18 protein-coding genes are annotated in these 16,451 nt (G+C 54.0%); 11 read left to right on the top strand and 7 right to left on the bottom strand.

The features are described 5' to 3' along the window. Position 1 precedes the first annotated feature (1 nt). Both CYR52_RS05465 and CYR52_RS05470 read right to left on the bottom strand, forming a co-directional pair. Positions 2-949, bottom strand: coding sequence for an alpha/beta fold hydrolase (locus CYR52_RS05465; RefSeq protein ID WP_072929390.1), 948 nt, complete (start codon positions 947-949; stop codon positions 2-4). Between the two features lie 51 nt (positions 950-1,000). After that, positions 1,001-1,609: a TetR/AcrR family transcriptional regulator gene (locus tag CYR52_RS05470; protein WP_420912791.1), complete on the bottom strand. Its 609-nt coding sequence runs from the start codon at positions 1,607-1,609 to the stop codon at positions 1,001-1,003. Positions 1,610-1,875: 266 nt separating this feature from the next. Here CYR52_RS05470 and CYR52_RS05475 point away from each other — a divergent pair, with 266 nt between their 5' ends. Further along, complete coding sequence (locus CYR52_RS05475; protein WP_072929386.1) at positions 1,876-2,514, top strand: LysE family translocator; 639 nt, start codon at positions 1,876-1,878, stop codon at positions 2,512-2,514. Here the strand turns inward: CYR52_RS05475 and CYR52_RS05480 are convergent. The 3 genes from CYR52_RS05480 to CYR52_RS05490 all read right to left on the bottom strand — a co-directional run bounded on the left by CYR52_RS05480 (position 2,507) and on the right by CYR52_RS05490 (position 4,869). Further along, positions 2,507-3,298: a helix-turn-helix transcriptional regulator gene (locus tag CYR52_RS05480; RefSeq protein ID WP_101828136.1), complete on the bottom strand. Its 792-nt coding sequence runs from the start codon at positions 3,296-3,298 to the stop codon at positions 2,507-2,509. The two genes, CYR52_RS05475 and CYR52_RS05480, sit on opposite strands and share 8 nt — an antisense overlap. Positions 3,299-3,433: 135 nt before the next feature. Then, a complete protein-coding gene (locus tag CYR52_RS05485; RefSeq protein WP_072929381.1) occupies positions 3,434-3,910 on the bottom strand; it encodes a GNAT family N-acetyltransferase in 477 nt (158 codons plus the stop codon). Positions 3,911-4,137: 227 nt separating this feature from the next. Next, the gene (locus CYR52_RS05490) at positions 4,138-4,869 is read right to left on the bottom strand and encodes an SDR family NAD(P)-dependent oxidoreductase (protein ID WP_101828137.1); all 732 of its coding nucleotides are present in this window, start codon (positions 4,867-4,869) and stop codon (positions 4,138-4,140) included. Positions 4,870-4,968: 99 nt separating this feature from the next. On the opposite strand from CYR52_RS05490, the gene CYR52_RS05495 reads away from it, so the two are divergent. After that, entirely contained in the window at positions 4,969-5,349 is a 381-nt protein-coding gene (locus CYR52_RS05495) for a winged helix-turn-helix transcriptional regulator (protein ID WP_101828138.1), read from the top strand. 60 nt (positions 5,350-5,409) lie between these two features. Here CYR52_RS05495 and CYR52_RS05500 read toward each other — a convergent pair whose 3' ends face one another. Beyond that, on the bottom strand, positions 5,410-6,288 hold the full coding sequence (locus CYR52_RS05500) for a LysR family transcriptional regulator (RefSeq protein ID WP_101828139.1): 879 nt from the start codon (positions 6,286-6,288) through the stop codon (positions 5,410-5,412). Positions 6,289-6,524: 236 nt separating this feature from the next. Between CYR52_RS05500 and CYR52_RS05505 the strand changes: the two genes are divergently transcribed. The 9 genes from CYR52_RS05505 to CYR52_RS05545 all read left to right on the top strand — a co-directional run bounded on the left by CYR52_RS05505 (position 6,525) and on the right by CYR52_RS05545 (position 15,901). Next, complete coding sequence (locus tag CYR52_RS05505; RefSeq protein ID WP_079205254.1) at positions 6,525-6,929, top strand: dehydroquinate synthase/iron-containing alcohol dehydrogenase family protein; 405 nt, start codon at positions 6,525-6,527, stop codon at positions 6,927-6,929. Continuing rightward, entirely contained in the window at positions 6,923-7,756 is an 834-nt protein-coding gene (locus tag CYR52_RS05510; RefSeq protein WP_101828140.1) for a sedoheptulose 7-phosphate cyclase, read from the top strand. Before CYR52_RS05505 ends, CYR52_RS05510 begins: the two co-directional genes overlap by 7 nt. After that, positions 7,753-8,775, top strand: a complete 1,023-nt coding sequence (locus CYR52_RS05515; RefSeq protein WP_072929374.1) for an ROK family protein — start codon at positions 7,753-7,755, stop codon at positions 8,773-8,775. Before CYR52_RS05510 ends, CYR52_RS05515 begins: the two co-directional genes overlap by 4 nt. After that, on the top strand, positions 8,772-9,905 hold the full coding sequence (locus CYR52_RS05520; RefSeq protein WP_072929371.1) for an alcohol dehydrogenase catalytic domain-containing protein: 1,134 nt from the start codon (positions 8,772-8,774) through the stop codon (positions 9,903-9,905). Before CYR52_RS05515 ends, CYR52_RS05520 begins: the two co-directional genes overlap by 4 nt. Before the next feature lie 6 nt (positions 9,906-9,911). After that, positions 9,912-10,655, top strand: coding sequence for an SDR family NAD(P)-dependent oxidoreductase (locus CYR52_RS05525; RefSeq protein WP_079205252.1), 744 nt, complete (start codon positions 9,912-9,914; stop codon positions 10,653-10,655). Next, entirely contained in the window at positions 10,652-11,497 is an 846-nt protein-coding gene (locus CYR52_RS05530) for a sugar phosphate isomerase/epimerase family protein (protein ID WP_072929369.1), read from the top strand. The genes CYR52_RS05525 and CYR52_RS05530 overlap by 4 nt, the downstream gene beginning before the upstream one ends. Before the next feature lie 80 nt (positions 11,498-11,577). Continuing rightward, positions 11,578-12,756 carry an MFS transporter gene (locus tag CYR52_RS05535; RefSeq protein WP_072929367.1) on the top strand — a complete coding sequence of 393 codons (1,179 nt, stop codon included), beginning with the start codon at positions 11,578-11,580 and terminating at the stop codon, positions 12,754-12,756. A gap of 101 nt (positions 12,757-12,857) precedes the next feature. After that, positions 12,858-13,925, top strand: a complete 1,068-nt coding sequence (locus CYR52_RS05540) for an MDR/zinc-dependent alcohol dehydrogenase-like family protein (RefSeq protein WP_072929365.1) — start codon at positions 12,858-12,860, stop codon at positions 13,923-13,925. A gap of 425 nt (positions 13,926-14,350) precedes the next feature. Beyond that, entirely contained in the window at positions 14,351-15,901 is a 1,551-nt protein-coding gene (locus CYR52_RS05545) for a sensor domain-containing diguanylate cyclase (RefSeq protein WP_338152947.1), read from the top strand. Between the two features lie 87 nt (positions 15,902-15,988). Here CYR52_RS05545 and CYR52_RS05550 read toward each other — a convergent pair whose 3' ends face one another. After that, positions 15,989-16,426 carry a hypothetical protein gene (locus CYR52_RS05550; RefSeq protein WP_072929363.1) on the bottom strand — a complete coding sequence of 146 codons (438 nt, stop codon included), beginning with the start codon at positions 16,424-16,426 and terminating at the stop codon, positions 15,989-15,991. Between the last annotated feature and the right edge of the window lie 25 nt (positions 16,427-16,451).

Here is a 16,451-nt window from a genome sequence, read left to right on the forward strand (position 1 = left end):
CTTAGCTGCCTGGGCTGACGCCAGCAGCCTGCCCACTCTGTACCGGCCGGAAAAACCGGGCCAGCGCTTCCGCCAGGGCCTCAGGTTGCTCATCCGGGATGAAATGGCCGCTGTGGCTGATCGTGATGCCGGTAACGTCATCCGCAAACCGGCGCAGCGGCACGGCCATATCAGGAATGGAGCCCTGATCGGCGCTGACGGCAAGCAGCGGCAACGTCAGTTTGCCCTGTTCGCACAGTGCCCGGTTTTGCGCCGCGGAGACGCTCACCTCCCGGTAGGGGGCCAGCCCGGCCCGCAGTGCGCCGTTCTGTTTTAACAACCGCACATACTCTGCCATATCGGCATCACTGAAGGCCATGGGGCTTGCGGTTTTTCGCCGCAGGAACCAGTCCAGATAAATCTCTTCCCGCCCCGTGATTAATGCTTCGGGCAGATCCGGCAATAAATGGAACGCGAAATGCCAGGTTTTCCAGGCGTTGTCCGGGGTGGCCGGCAACGCGTCGGGCAGGGTAATGCCTGGGATGCCTGCATCAAGCAGCGCCAGTTTGATGACCTGCGGGCTATAACGCAGGGCATACGGCCAGGCCACCCAGGCACCCACATCATGGGCTGCGAGATAGTAGCGCCCCCTCTCCAGTGTGTGCATCAGCCCCTGCACTTTCGCGGCCAGGGCAAGGGTGTCGTAACCGGATTGCGGCTTGTCAGAGTCGCCCTGGCCGGGCAGGTCTGGCGCAATGATGTGGTAACGATCGGCCAGCCGGGCCATCACTTTATGCCAGGCGTACCCACTTTGCGGGAAGCCGGCCAGCAGCAGCAAGGTTTCACCCTGCGGGTTGCCGCCTCTGACGTAGTGCAGGCGGACACCCTCTACCGTCGCGTAATAATGGGCAAAACCAGGCAGGCCGGCCACCGGTTGTGACCAGGGTTGTGTAATGACTGGGTCAGACATGTAAACCTCCAATAATTAGGAAATGGTCATTTCCTTATTGAGCAAAAAATTTTACCCGAGCAGGGTGAGGGCAGTGGCGATCAGCTGTTCGTGTGCCGGCAATTCCCCGGTTTTCCCTGCCACACGCATACCCAGTACCAGGCACAGCAGCACGCCGCTCAGTGCGTTCGCATCATGGCGCGGATTCACCGAGCCATCCTGCCGGCCCTGTTCAATCAGGTGCTGGAGAGAGTGCAGGTTACGTGTCAGGGCAGCCTGCACCAGCGCTGAAAGTTCGGCATCCAGGTGCTGTAATTCGACGGCACTGCCGACCACCAGGCAGCCGCGCCGCCCTTCGATACCACTGGCAGACTCCAGGTAGAAGCGCAGCAGTTCGGCAATTTTTGCCCGGCCGTCAGGCTGATGTGCCAGCCGCTTGCTGAGCGCCTTATTGCGCAGCGAGGTATAACGCGCAAAGACCTGCAGGAACAGACCGCGTTTATCGTGGAACGCTTTGTAGATACTGCCCACCGTGAGCTGCATGGCCGCACTCAGATCGCTGACCGAGGCACCGTGATAACCCTTTTCACGGAACACCAGCATGGCAAGGTCCAGCGCGGTCTCGCGATCAAATTCTCGTGGGCGGCCACGTTCACGTGTTCCAGAATGTTTTTCAGGCATGATGTTCATTATTTAGGAAACGATCGATTCCTAAATACTTACACAGAGTGGCCAAAATGAAAAGGGGGCGTTTCAGGCTGAAGGCAGAAGAAAGGTTGAAAACGACACCGCAAAACCGCCGGTGAGCCGACCGCAATTCTTTCCAATACCACGGGGGGGCGAGATGGTTTATTGAAAGCCTGGTTACCCACAAAGGAAGGACACCGCATGTTTACTCCGCTTTTTTGGCCTGTCACCGGCTTATCTCATCTTAACGGTGTCATCCTATGATGCCGTTCTCAAATGGTTTTTTGCTGAGCCTGTCGCTGTGCCTGGATATTGGGATTGCCAATATTGCCATGATCACGCTTGCCATGCAGCGGGGGTATTTCTATGGGTTCTGGCTGGGGATCGGCACGTGCGTCGGTGATTTGGCCTATGCATTACTGGCGTTGGCGGGGATGGCCGTACTGTTGCAGTACGAGGCTGTGCGGTGGATGCTGTGGGTAGGCGGGGGCGCGCTGCTGGTGTGGTTCGCGGTCAAAATGATCGTCGCGGCGTTCCAAAAAGCCGCTGAGCTGACGATAAACGAACCGCATCATTCCCGCTCATTGTTCCGTGAGTTCGGGCGCGGGATATTTCTCGCCATGTCATCGCCCAGCGCCATCCTGTGGTTTGCCACGGCAGGCGGGGCCCTCATCTCGCGGATGGGGCAGCACAGCATCACGGCGTCGTCCTGGTTTCTGAGCGGCTTTTTCTTTGCCGGCGTGTGCTGGACTTGCGTGATATGCCTGGCAGGCAGCGTTGGCGGTAAGTTTCTGGGGCCACGCTTACTTCACTATTCGTATATCGCGTCAGCGGTGATCTTCAGCTACTTTGCCGTTTACGTGATTGTGTCCGGGTACCGGGAATTCATTATCACCTGATCTGCGATGCGTAGTGGTGGGGCGTCGTCCCCATCACTTTACGAAACGCGTTGATAAAGTGGCTCTGGTCATAAAATCCCAGTGACATCGCGGCATCCAGGGGATGAACCTGATTGCGCAACAGGATGCGCGCTTTATGCAGGCGCAGTTGCATATGGTATTGCAGCGGCGGCATTCCCGTATGCTGTGTGAACCGGCGGACAAAATGATATTTACTCAGGCCCGCCACCTCGGCCAGCCTGTCAAGTTGGGGCTTAACGCTGAGGTTTTCGCGTAAATAGTCAATGACCCATTGGATCCTGTTTTCTTCATCGCGGGTTAACACCGCCTGCGGCTCCAATAATTCACCGCAGAGCAACACCAGCTCCTGCTCCTGGCTGCCGCCCGCCTCCTCACGCGCCGAGTCAGCAAAACGGCAGAGTGCGCCAAACAGCCGCGGATCGTTAAGAATCCCTTCCCGCAACACCGGGGCTTCATGGCCGCTCTGCATATTGTGTTCGGCTGCCAGGGTTTTCAACAGACACTGGGGCAGATGCACGCTGACAAACTCCACGCGCTCGCTGCCAAAGTGTGAAGCCTGGATCGTGGCGGGGTTATATAAGGTGACCTGGCCACTTTTCACATACCCGGTGTGGCCCGAGAACCAGATTTCCTCCGTGCCGGTGAGGTTGGCGCTGATCACGTACTCATCATGCAGATGCCGGGGAAAGCCGGAATCACAGGCAATTACCCTGGAACACTCGATTCCGTTTTGACTGAACCACTCTGCCGAATGCAGCATCACTCCCGTCCCAGGCATTACGCAACAATCATGATCAATATATTCATCAAATCATTAACTGTCCGGGATTTCAACGGCCACGGTATGCCCGGTATATTTTTATCGGCAGCCGCCTGCCAAGGGCGGTGAAACGCGCTTTTATTCGGCAAAGTTCAGCAGCGCTTCCCCATCAAGGCGATAGCGTACCCATTCAGATTGCGGCTGCGCGCCGATGCTCAGGTAAAAATCAATGGCGGGCTGGTTCCAGTCCAGCACGCTCCATTCAAGGCGGCCGCACCGCCGTTGCACGGCATATTGCGCGATGGTTTTCAGCATCGCTTTTCCTGCGCCTTTGCCGCGAAAATCCGGGGAAATGTAGAGATCTTCCATATAGATGCCGTTACGCCCAAGCCAGGTGGAGTAACTGGTGAAGAAAACCGCATACCCGGCGGTTTTACCTTCAATTTCACAGATCAACGCTTCGGTTTTACTACCGGCACCAAACAGGGTTTCGCGGATCTCATCGGGGGTGGTGACGACTTCTTCCGGCGCTTTTTCATACACGGCCAGTTCATAGATCATCGTGTAAATGGCGGTGGCGTCTTCCGGGCGGGCCTGGCGAATGGTGATGCTCATGAATTTTCCTGTGATTTCTGGATGGGTCAGGCATTGGGGGCGTCAAGCATAAGCATTATTGCCGGAAGAGTTAAGTGCAACGAAGTCATTGAATGATGAATATTATTCAGCCCGCGCCTGCTCTTTACCTGGCGCGGGCTGGGTAACGATGGCCTGCTCACTATCAGAAACGGGCATCAGGCGTTATCTTTCATTCACACCCTCATCGGGTAACTGAACGCCATTCATCAAACCTGTGTCAGCCCACCATCCACACAGATCTCTGCGCCGGCGATATAGCTGCTTTCATCACTCGCCAGAAACAGCGCCGCATTCGCCACTTCTTCCGCTTTGCCCATTCTGGCTAAGGGGATGGCGCTGATTATTCCACTGCGTACCTCCTCCGGCGCGGCCAGCATCATGCCGGTATCGATAGGGCCGGGCGCGACCACGTTAACACGGATGCCGCGGGCGGCGAGTTCACGCGTCCAGGTGCGGGCAAAAGAACGCAGTGCCGCTTTGCTGGCACCATACACGCCATATCCCGGCGTGCCGATGACATCGGCAACCGACCCTATCAACACGACGCTGGCACCCGCTTTCATCAGTGGGAGCGCCGCCTGGAGGGCAAAAAGCGGGGATCGGACATTCAGGCCGAAAGTCTGATCAAAATGCGCGGGGGTGATGCCATCAAGGGTAGCGTACTCTGACATGCCGGCGTTAATCACCAAAATATCAATCTGGCCGGACTCCGATGTAATCGTCCCGACGATGCGGGTCAGCTCGCTTAGCTGGCTGACATCAGCGCGCAGCGGCCTGGCATCGCCAGTGAGGGTGTGGCCGGCGGCATCTAACTCCTCATCCCGGCGCGAGGTGAACCAGGCGGTGGCACCTTCACGGGCAAACCGTTGGGTAATGGCAAGGCCAATGCTTTTGGCACCGCCCAGTATCAGGGCAACTTTGTTGTCTAATCGGCTCATCTGCTGACTCCTGTTCGGATGGAAAACAGATGATATATTTTTTATACTTAATAACAATTACGCACTTTGTTTATACCAGGTATCGCGGAGTATATCGCCATGACACACATTGAGAGCACCAGCCTGAGGGATGTGGGAAAAACCCGCCCAGTCCTTGAGAACATCACCAATAAGTGGTCGATTTTAATTCTCACCGTGCTGTGTACTGAACCCGCCCGCTTTAATGAACTTCGCCGCCGGCTGGATGGGATTACGCACAAAGCCTTGTCTGACGCGCTTAAGCGGCTCGAACGCAATGGGCTGGTGCACCGGAAAGTGCTGCCTACGTCGCCGGTGAGCGTGGAGTACAGCCTGACCCCATTGGCAAAGACGCTTCAGGAACCTTTTATTGCGCTGTATGAATGGGCGCTGAAGCATGGGCCGGAAATGGAACAGGCTCAGGCGCGGTATGACACCACGCATCCGGACACGCCTTGTTGAAAATCGCCCTATTGGCTTCCCAGCCCGGCAATACACCCTGTGGGGTGTTATCTGGGGGCATCAGATTTTCATTCGCTTAAGATAATCAATCAACAGCCGTTGGCGTAATGAATAACGGTGAGCGTAAGGCCATACCACATAGAGTGGCGTCCCCGCATCAGTGAGGTGCTCGTTGAGCACTTCGCAAAGCTGCCCGGAGTCAAGATGGTGTTTAATCGACACCAAAGGCAGATAGGCAATACCATTTCCATTAAGCGCTAAATTAATTCTTGTATCAATGTCATTGCATATAATGGTCTGAGGGAGATGTAAAGACTTTATATTGGGTAAAGGCCAGGATTGAATCATGCCTGAATTTCTGGACCGATAATGAATCAAGGCGTGTGAAAGAAGGTCATCAACTTTTTCAGGATGACCACAGCGGGTTAAGTAGCCGGGGCTGGCGACAAGCACACTATGAATATCCCCGATATAAAATGAGCGCAAATTGCCGTCAGGATCGTTACCCACCCGTAAGGCTGCGTCATAATTTTCCCCGACCAAATCAACAAACCGGTCAGAGAAGTCAAATTCCACCTCAATTTCCCGGTGTTGTTCTAAAAAGTCATTAAATCGTTCACTGAACAGATGAGGGATGGGCGCTATGCTGATTTTTAATCGTCCGATGGGGCTTTCAGTCGACATAAGCATCGCATTTTGAATATTGTCCACCTCTTCCAGTATGCGTAGCGCATGGCTTAAAAAACGCTCCCCTTCATAGGTTAATGAAATTCTTCGGGTATTGCGCTGTAAGAGTTGTGCGCCAACACTGCTTTCCAGGCTGGTCACGCGCTTACCCACGGCAGAGGCACTTAACCCTAACGCCCGCCCCGCTGACACAAAACTTCCCACCTGTGCAACCTTAACGAACACGGAAATTGCAGAGAGAGAATCGATCATTGCTACCACCTCAGAAAATGCATTGCTGCCAAATCCGGCAACATAGACCGGAACGGTTGCTAGGTTATTCTACATCGTAAGTTAATGTAAAGTAGCGGTGGCGTTAATGCAGAAAACAGCATAACCCTGATTCTGAATTTATATACCGGTTGCATAAAATTCGTAAACCAATAACACATGGTGACGATCGCCGGCGTTATATCCATTCTCTTTATCTAAGATTAAAAAGGAATAATATGACTATTAATTATCCTTCTACAAAATCGGTTTACTCGCGCTCCCCGCTGGCTAAAAATACTGATTTGACCTGGAATATGCACGCCATTCAGGAGATTGATTATCAGGTTTCTGTGGTTAAAGATATCCTTAATCCGAAAAATCCGACGTTAGCACGCACCTGCTCAAAGCTGGCTGACCGGAATATGAAAACCAAAACAAAAAGACTGGTTGTCATCGATAAGAGAGTTGATGAGATTTACGGCGATAAGTTCAGAGAATATTTCGCCCTCTGGAATTTTGACATTCGCTGGAAAATCCTCTCGGGTGACGAAATTAATAAGAATGTGGAGTCAACCATTCAGGTGGCTGAAGCCATGGCAGACGCTGAATTATTACGCCGTGGTGAAGTGGTGAAGTGGTGATCGGCATTGGCGGCGGTGTCTTACTGGATGTCGTGGGTTTTGCTTCCAGCCTTTATCGTCGCGGCATTCCCTATATCAGGATCCCTACCACCCTCATGGGGCAGATTGATGCGGGTATTGGTGTAAAAACAGGGATTAATCATGGTGATTATAAAAATCGCCTGGGCACCTATTTTGCCCCCTCGTCCGCACTCATTGACCCGATGTTTTTACAAAGCCTCGACCAACGCCATATTGCTAACGGTGTTGCCGAAATTATTAAAATGGCCCTGATTAAAGACAGAACCCTGTTTGAACTGCTTGAGGCCATGTCATCCCATCTGACCCCGGAATCTTTTTCTTCAGACGATGATGTGATGAAAGAAATCATCACCCGTTCCATTGCCGGCATGCTGGCAGAGCTTGAACCCAATCTCTGGGAAGCTGAACTGGCTCGCTGCGTCGATTATGGTCATACATTCAGCCCGTCATTAGAGTTATTGGCTAATCCTGGGTTACTTCATGGTGAAGCGGTCGCCGTTGACATGGCATTGTGTGTGGCGTTAGCGAATGGCCGCGGGTTGCTCACGCCTGAAGAAACCGATCGCGCGCTTTCTCTTATCCAAAAATCAGGGCTACCTCTTTCGCATCCTGTCTTCAATCTGCATTTACTTGAAAAAGCCTTGAGCGACACGATTAAACACCGCGACGGTTTACAACGTATCCCCTTGTCTGACGGCATCGGCAATGTTGTGTTCGTCAATGATCTGACACTGAATGAACTCGCCAACGCACTTAACTTTCTTGAGAAACATGAGAAAGCATTCGGCGGGGATGTCGCTGCATGACCCGCACCACCACAGTCATAGACATCGGCGGGACGCATATGCGTTGGGCTGACTGGTCACTTGAAAGGGGGCTGGGTGAGCGTGGCCGTATGCCGACACCCAGTTTTTATCGCCACCCCGATTTTCCTGTGTCCCGGTTACAGGCGCTCCTGGTTGATGCCATCTGTGAAATGCCGCCGCAAGGTAAAGATGCCGTTGCCGGCATCTCTTTCGGCGCAGCGATGAACCATCTCACCGGCACGGTATATGCGTCCGCGCCGTTGTGGGCAGACCATGAGGTTCCTTTTGATCTGTTAAGTGCGCTTAATCGCCAAAGAAGTGATGTGGATTGGCGGGTCGTCAACGATGTCACAGCCGCCCTGCTGCATGTGATATCGACACCGTTATGTGCACAGGATCGAAAAGTCATGCTGGTCACTGTCAGTACAGGCATTGCTGCCCGTACTATCGATCGCATAACCGGGCACATGCCGTTCGATGCAGGAGGATTGCAAGGTGAAATAGGCCATCTTCCTGCCGCCGCTGCGTTAGCGGGTGAACCTGTGGTGTTGAATTGTGACTGTGGCGCACCGGAGCACCTCTCCGCCTATGCCTCGGGACGGGGCATTGCAAAAATGGCGCAGGTTTTGCGGGAAAGGCAACCCTGTGAGTGGGCCGCATCAATGCCCGGCCGCCGGATGGCAGAAGGTTATTCTCTTGAAGAGGCCTTTAAAGCCGGTGTCTGCGCTCACGACAGTATGGCAATCATGCTGCTCAACGCCGTTACCGCCCCGGTTGCTGACGTTTTACGAACTGCCCTCTGCCTCGACCCCGATCTGGACAGAATCATCCTGACCGGCGGTGTCGCCGTGTCGCTTGGTGAACATTACAGAACGTCGGTGATCTCGCATCTCAACAGGCAAGGGCTTTACCTCACAGGAAAACTTCATCCGCGCTGGGCTGAAGACCGTATTGTTGTGTATGAAGCTGATTGCCTTATTGGGGCAGGTATCGCTGCAACTATGGAGGCCCGGCAATGACGGCGACGCATAAAGCGATGGTACGGCAACACGGCACGGTGTCCGTTCTGACGCAGGCCACCCCTTCTCCGGCAGGCTATGAGCTTCTGGTCAAGCCTCTCTACGCCGGGTTGTGTGGCACCGATATACAAATGCTGCGTGGCCTGCGTGCCGATCCCAGCCCGATCATCGGGCATGAAGGCATCGCCCGCGTGATAGCGGCCGGGGAACGTGTGCCCGATGAAGTGGGCGTAGGAACGCTCGTCTGCATTAACCCTACCCACCGTAACGATCCTTCTTTTTTGCTGGGGCACAACGTTAAAGGGCTGCTGCAGGAGCGCGTGCTTATCCAGGAATCTGCCGTGCGCGATGGCCTGGTTATCCCGCTGGGCGAGCACCATAACTCGGTGCTCTCAACACTGCTGGAACCTTTAGCCGCGGTGCATTATGCGTTCAGTTTGCTTGCAGATCATCACCCCAGGACACTGGTTGTCTTCGGTGACGGCGTGATCGGGCATCTCGCGATCCGTGCGGCTGCCGCCTTGTTGGGATCGGATATTCGTATTGTGCATCTGCATCATACAGAGCAAGGAGTAGCCTGGAGTAAACAACACCGCGTAGCCGCCGTACGACCGGTGCTGAACAATGCCGCAGGTGCTGCACTGCTCTCCTCACTGCCTGAGGATGAGCGGGTAGGGGTACTGCTTGCCACGCCGCGTGATGCAACATTAGCCTGCCTGAATACCGCGCTTTGCTGCCTGCGCGGGGACACGACGATTGACTTGTTAGGGGGGCTGCCTTCCGACGCCTCTGCCCCTCTCTTGCCCAGCGTGGATCTCGCCTCTATCCGGGCAGCCAATTGTGGCGGGGCACCTAACCCCGGGGTCTCTTTCACGGTGCAAACCAGCACGGGTAAATCAGTGCAGCTGACAGGGCACCGGGGGGTGGCTCACCGGCATTTACGCCATGCCGCCGCCGAGCTGGCCCGCCATCCTCTGCGTTACAGCGACCTGGTTACCCATGTCTTACCCATGAATGACGCTGCGGCTGTCATGAACCAGTTGGCGGGCTCCCGTGAACGCCTCGTTGCCGGTCGCAGACTCATCAAACTTGCGGTGCACATCAGCCCCGATAACCTGACTCAGGAGTAAAAACGTATGTCACTGATTGGTCGTAAGGCCCTTGTGGTAGGTGGTTCAACCGGTATTGGCCGGGCAATTGCGGAGGCCTGGTCCCAGGCCGGTATGGACGTCACTGTCCTGAGCCGTTCAAAACCGGCTGACCCGGGTAATTTACGCTGGATGCCCGTAGATCTGACTGACACCCCCTCAGCACATGCTGCGTTGGTTGAAGTCTCTGGAGAGCCTTTACACGCGGTGTGTTTCGCGGCGGTGCATTATGGTGACCGGCGTTCACTGTTCTCTGAAACGCTGTTATCTGAGTGGCGTCAACAGCTTGAAGTCAATCTCAATGGGTTATGGCTGACGTTAAACGCCACGCTGCCCGCGTTGCGAAAGTCCCGGCCGGGTCTATTCCTAAATGTTTCTTCCGAAGTTGTTTATAACGGCGGGCCGGGTCGTTCAGGCTATGCAGCGACTAAGGCTGCCTGCGCCTCATTGATCAACTCTCTTTATCAGGAAGAGAATGCTGAAGATGTCCAGTTTGTCTCCGTGCTTCCCGCCGGCATGGTGGATTCCGCGGGGATTCGCCGTCGTCGGCCTGCTGATTTCGACTATTCAACGTATATGCGTTCGGAAAGCTTTGCCCCGATTGCCGTTGAGTTAGTGGCCAATAAAGAGGTTTCCCGCAATGGGGACAGTTTGATCGTGAACAGTGATGGCAGCTGGCAGTCCGTACGCAACAGCCAACCAGCATCACAAAGCGATCGGAGCAGACTGTGAAGCCAGTCGCTATTGGTTTGGTTGATTGGCGGCTGCCTGTAAAGGGGCCCGATGCCGTGAGATTAGCCTGCCAATTGGGCGCAGAGAGTATTCAGCTGGATTTAGGGGGGCCGGGCAGGGCGCCCTGGCTGGACAGTAAAGCAAGGCTGCGCGCAATGTGTGATGCGTTGGCTGAGACAGGCATTACGCCATTAGCGGTCTCTGCCAATGTGCTTAACGATATCGGGATAACAGCGGGAAAAGGCACGCCTGCGGCAGAGCAGACGCAGCGTGTTATCAGGCGCGCGTTAGATGCTGCTGCGACTATAGGCGCTCACCTGGTTTTCCTGCCCAGTTTCCGCGCCAGCGCTATCGACAGTGCTGCCGCCTTCGCCAGAACGGCAGACGTGCTGCACTGGGCGTGTTCAGAGGCGAAGGCGAGGAGGCTTTTGCTGGGTACCGAAAATGTGCTGTGTCCGGAGCAATTACAACGGCTGATTAACGCAGTGAGTTCTTCTGAGTTGAGGGTGGTACTGGATACGGGTAACCCATTAACCGCAGGCATTTCGCCCTGCGCTGTGTTGCAGGCAGCCATACCGGTTTTAGCAAACCAGGTACATATCAAAGGAGTTGATGACAAGAATGCACTGAGTAATAACGAGTCAGTTATCGTGGATACGCTTAATGAATTATACCAAAGGAAATTCCCTGTCAAAGCCCTGGTACTGGAGAACGATTATCGGGATGACGGAATAGAAAGGCTCAAGGCCGATTTATTATGGTTGAAAAACCATGTGGCAAAATATTGGGATGCTCCTGATGTTAATGCGCGGCCGCTTACGCATGTTACCCCGCTTTTTTAATCGACAAGCAGTAAATTGAAATGAATAAACGCCGTAATAATTTTTTTATTTAACGCGTTTACCTTATTAAGGAGAGATGTATGCCTATCACGTTATTTGCGCTGATGCTGGGTGTTTTTTGCCTGGGCACTGCCGAGATTGTTATTTCTGGATTGCTGCCTGTCGTGGCGTCTGACCTGTCGGTATCGCTGCCGGATGCGGGGCTGCTTGTTACCGGGTATGCGCTGGGTGTCACGATTATTGGCCCATTCGTCACACTGCTGACCTCACGTGTACCCCGCAAGACTCTGGTGCTAGGGCTGATGTTACCGTTCATTCTCGGCAATGTCTGGGCAGTGCTGGCCTCTGATTATCAGATGCTGATGGCCGCACGTATTTTAACGTCAATCAGCCACGGAACCTTTGTCGCGGTTGCCTTTAGTCTTGCCGTGACGTTGTCTCCGCCGGATAAACAAGGCTCCGCCATGGCTAAAATTGCGCTGGGTTTTAATCTGGCGAATGCGTTGGGCGGGCCGCTGGGAACCTTCATCGGCCAAAATCTGGGATGGCGTGCGACCTTCGTGGCGATTGTGATGATTGCCGTTATTTCCGTCGCATTGATTGCCATGTTCATGCCTGCAAAATTACCACAAACCGGGCAATCAAAACCTGGTGCGATGCGCCGCGAGCTGAATGCCCTGACTAACCCAACGCTTGTGTTTGCGATAATCACCACGGTACTGGCACAGGGCGCGGTATTCACCGCCTCTACCTACATTGTGCCGCTGTTAATGGACGTCAGTCACTTTAGCCCTTCCGCGGTTTCAGGCCTGCTTATTGTGTTCGGCATCGGTGCCATTATGGGTAACTTCGCAGGTGGCCGGCTTGCCGATAAACATGTTATGCGCGGCGTCACGACGGTATTGAGTAGCCTGGTGATTGTGCTCGTCATATTCTGGGCAACTAGCATTATCCCTGTGCTTTCTGCCATTACATTGTTCCTGTTTGGCGCGATCGGCTTCTCAATTATTCCTTCGTTGCAGGCACGTATTCAGTCTCTGGCTGTCGCCGCACCGACGCTGGCGCTATCGGTTAACGTATCCGCATTTAACCTGGGGAACGGGTTAGGGGCCTGGGCGGGAGGCTCGGTGCTGGATCTGGGCTTCGGCATTCGTGCTGTGCCGTTAGCGGCGGCTGCGCTGGCCGCCATCAGCCTGCTCATTACCCTGTTTGCCTGGCGTCAAAGCCGCCAACAGATGCCTCAGATCGTAGGGTCTTAACGCGTATCATGACCAACAGCATCAGCAAGGTGTGAGCCGCATGCCACTAAACGGTGGCATGCATTCAGGCAAGATTAATCATATTAAATTCAGGAAGAACTATGTCCTACTTACCCTGCACGTATAAAACGGCTGAACTGACCAAAGGAACCGTCTCTACCATTGAAAAAAGTTTCCCACGCCATCTCCTTAATGAAAACACGGTGGTGATTCGGCCAGATTATATGGGCATTTGTCGCGCGGATATAAAAGAGATTATCGGCTCCAGAGATATCCCTACAGACCGCGGCCCCTTATTTGGCCATGAATTAGTGGGGCCGGTGGTGTTTGCAGGCACAGGCACCGGTTTTCAGGAAGGTGAACTGGTCACTTTCAATCCCAATATTACGCCAAACCGCACCACGGGTTTTGCTGAATATATGTTCATACATGGCTCTGACGTTGAACTGGATCAGGCCATTATCCGGGTACCTGAATATGACATTATCCATAACATCTGGATGCCGGAACCCATGGCCTGCATTGTCCATGCTACCCGTAAACTCTTGGAACTCTCGAAACTTACTACGTTGGAAGGTAAGCGAGTCGGCATTATCGGTGCCGGATGCTCAGGGATTATGTTTGCCATGTATGCGAAGCATCTTGGGGCATCGGTGTGTTTGTTTAACCGCGGCGAAATGCGGCGCAACTTTGCTTTAGAGGAACAACTATTACAGGCGGATGAAGTCTGTTCCCTTACCAAGACACACGCCCACAGCAATGCTTTTGACGTTGTCATTGTGGTATCGACAAGGGTAACGCAGGATATTTTACGCATTGCTGCCGATTTAGCGGCTGATAAGGCAATCTTGCATATTTACGGCGGCACGCGTGAAAACGATAAATTTCTGACAACGTCAGCGGATATCGATCTTATCCGCAGGCAGGAGCTTATCCACGCCACCGAGTATGCAGGAAAGCATCTGAGAATTTCGGGTGCCTATGGCTGTTATAAAGACGATTATGAAGAAAGCTTCAGGCTGCATAATGCGTACCCTGAGCAGTTTCCTCTCGAGAAAATTGTCTCCAAAGAGATTGATTTTGGAGATTTTTCAAAGCTGGTCATGCAGGTAGCGTCCGGGGAAAAAGATTACCCTGGAAAAGTGGTGGTCAGAACCAATTTTGAGTAACCCCCTGTAAATGTTAGTGCGGCCTGCCTGTAGGTTATCTACGGACGTATAACACCTCGCCCTTTCGGGGCGAGGATATCAGCGCGGCCACGACGTCACCTCTTTTGCTCCTCCTCCTATACGCCGCTTAAAGACCGCCGGTTGCAGTAAACGCGTGACAGCAGCTGAAATACCCCCTTAACCCGGCGGATATTCACCTTTGCGTTACATTTTATTTCCCACAGAAGGTTTATTTGCAACTAAGCAACTGGGGTTTCTCCTGCGCCTGCCGATAGTAATACCCACGAGTCACCTTCTGTGAACGCTTCCCTCGCCCCTGTCTGTGAGCAGAATGCAGGGTGCACAGAGGCGTATTCGCATGGCACAGTGCCGGGGAGACATTTTCACTGCTTTCTTCATTTTTCAGCGCAACAGGACACCCGATTGTGAACGCCAAATCCGGCACGACCTCCTTGTCACTCACGCATACCCCGCTGGGCAAAAGCATGATGGCGTTTCTGCTGCTGACGGCACTCGCTGTCATCGTGATTAATGGGTGGTCCCTGTGGAGCGCCTGGCAGCACAGGCTGAAAGAGAAAGAAGATGATGCCCGGAACCTCTCGGTGTCGCTGGCCCGTCAGGCCGAGGATACCTTTCTCCAGGTGGATATCTCGCTTGGCGAGGTGGTCAGGCACCTCCGGCAGAACGGCCCGGACTATGCCGCCACGCCCGCTTTTACCCGCCAGTTGCAGGAGCAGCAGGGCAAACTGACGCAACTGCACTCCCTGTCGGTTTTTGATGCCCACGGAAACCGGGTAGCTTCCTCGGGGCGTTACGTACCGGCCACATCCAACAACGCTGACCGGGAGTATTTTATCTGGCACCGCACCCACGCAGACACCAACGTGCATATCAGCCATGTCACTTACAGCCGCTCCACGTCGGATCTGTTTATTCCGGTATCCGTGCGCCTCAATGACAGCGCGGGCAACTTTGCCGGGATCGCGCTGGCGGCGGTGAAGGTGGATTACTTCAAACATTTTTACAGCTATTACACCCTGGGCGAGCGGGATGAACTGGGGCTGATCCTGGCGGATACCTCCATCCTCTACATGCGCCCGTTCCCGGATACCTATATTGACAGAAGGCTGACCGCCAGCCCGCTGTTCAAAACGCCGCCAAAAGCGCTGAACAGCGGCAACGAGACGTGGCGCTCCTCGCTGGATGGCGTAAACCGCATCTTCGGCCATGCCCGCTTCGGGCGATACCCGCTGATCGTGCTGGTGGGCTATGACCGGGACAGATTGCGATCGGAATGGCTGGCCGCCAACCTGACCTCCGTCACGCTGAATGTGGTGCTGTTGGCGGTGCTGATGGGAATGGGGCTGGTTGTGCTGAGGCAGGTCAGAACCAGCATCAGGAATCAGCTCGAGCTGACCCAGACCAAAGACGAACTCACCACCCTCAACCGCACTTTACAGTCGCTGGCACTGGTGGACAGCCTGACCGGCCTGGCAAACCGCCGGCATTTTGACGCGCTGCTTGCGCAGGGCCTGGCGCGGTCGCAGAAATCCGGTGAGCCGATCTCGCTTATCATGATGGATATCGACTTTTTCAAACACTATAACGACACCTACGGGCACGTCGCGGGGGACATGTGCCTGAAAAAGGTAGGTGGCCTGCTCAGCAACATTACATATCGCCATACTGACCTGGTGGCCCGTTACGGCGGGGAGGAGTTTGCGATTATTCTGCCTTTCGCGAATGCAGCCGACGCGAAACAGTTAGCTGACCGGGCGGTGAGGGCGGTCAATGGGGCGGGCATGGTACACGGGGCCACGCTGCTGCCCCATAAAGTGGTCACGATCAGCGCCGGGTGCTGCACGATTATTGCGGATGGGCATGAGGGCGAGGCCACCGAGTTCCGGGAACGGGCAGACGCGATGCTTTATGAGGCCAAACGCCTTGGCCGCAACCGGGCGCACGCGGAAACGTAGCCCGCCGCCGGTTAACGTTATCCTGCCGGGAGGGCATCGGCAAGGGGAACCGGTAATAACAGGCCGGTCGTTATCGCGGCAAAAACCTTAAAACTCCCGTTTCACGATAATATAGCCGTTGAATCTTACCGAGCACTCGTTGTCATTAACCAGTGCTGAGGTCAGGAAAACATTGTGCTTCCCCGTGTTATTCTCATAGGTATATTTAACAATCAGGTTTCTGGTATTGTCGTTATAATATATCTGTTTATATTCCTCAGCGGATAACCAACCTTTTCCCTCTTGCCTTGCTTCATTAACCGCAAACTGCTCAGCCAATATTTCAGTCATTTTGGTGTTGTCGATTAATTCAGCACGGGTTTTATCTTCCTGAAGTATTCGGGCATCTATCCCCATATCCTGTTCCATGGCATTGACCATCCCGATGCCAATTGACGCGTGGGGAACGATACAAGGATTTTTTTCAACAGCGCCCAGGCCGGACGATGTCAAGGTTAACGCAATAATCAGTACGCGATTTATCATATAACGACAACCTCTTTATCATTGC

The organism is Chimaeribacter arupi (assembly GCF_002858805.1).
Taxonomy (GTDB): Bacteria; Pseudomonadota; Gammaproteobacteria; order Enterobacterales; family Enterobacteriaceae; genus Chimaeribacter; species Chimaeribacter arupi.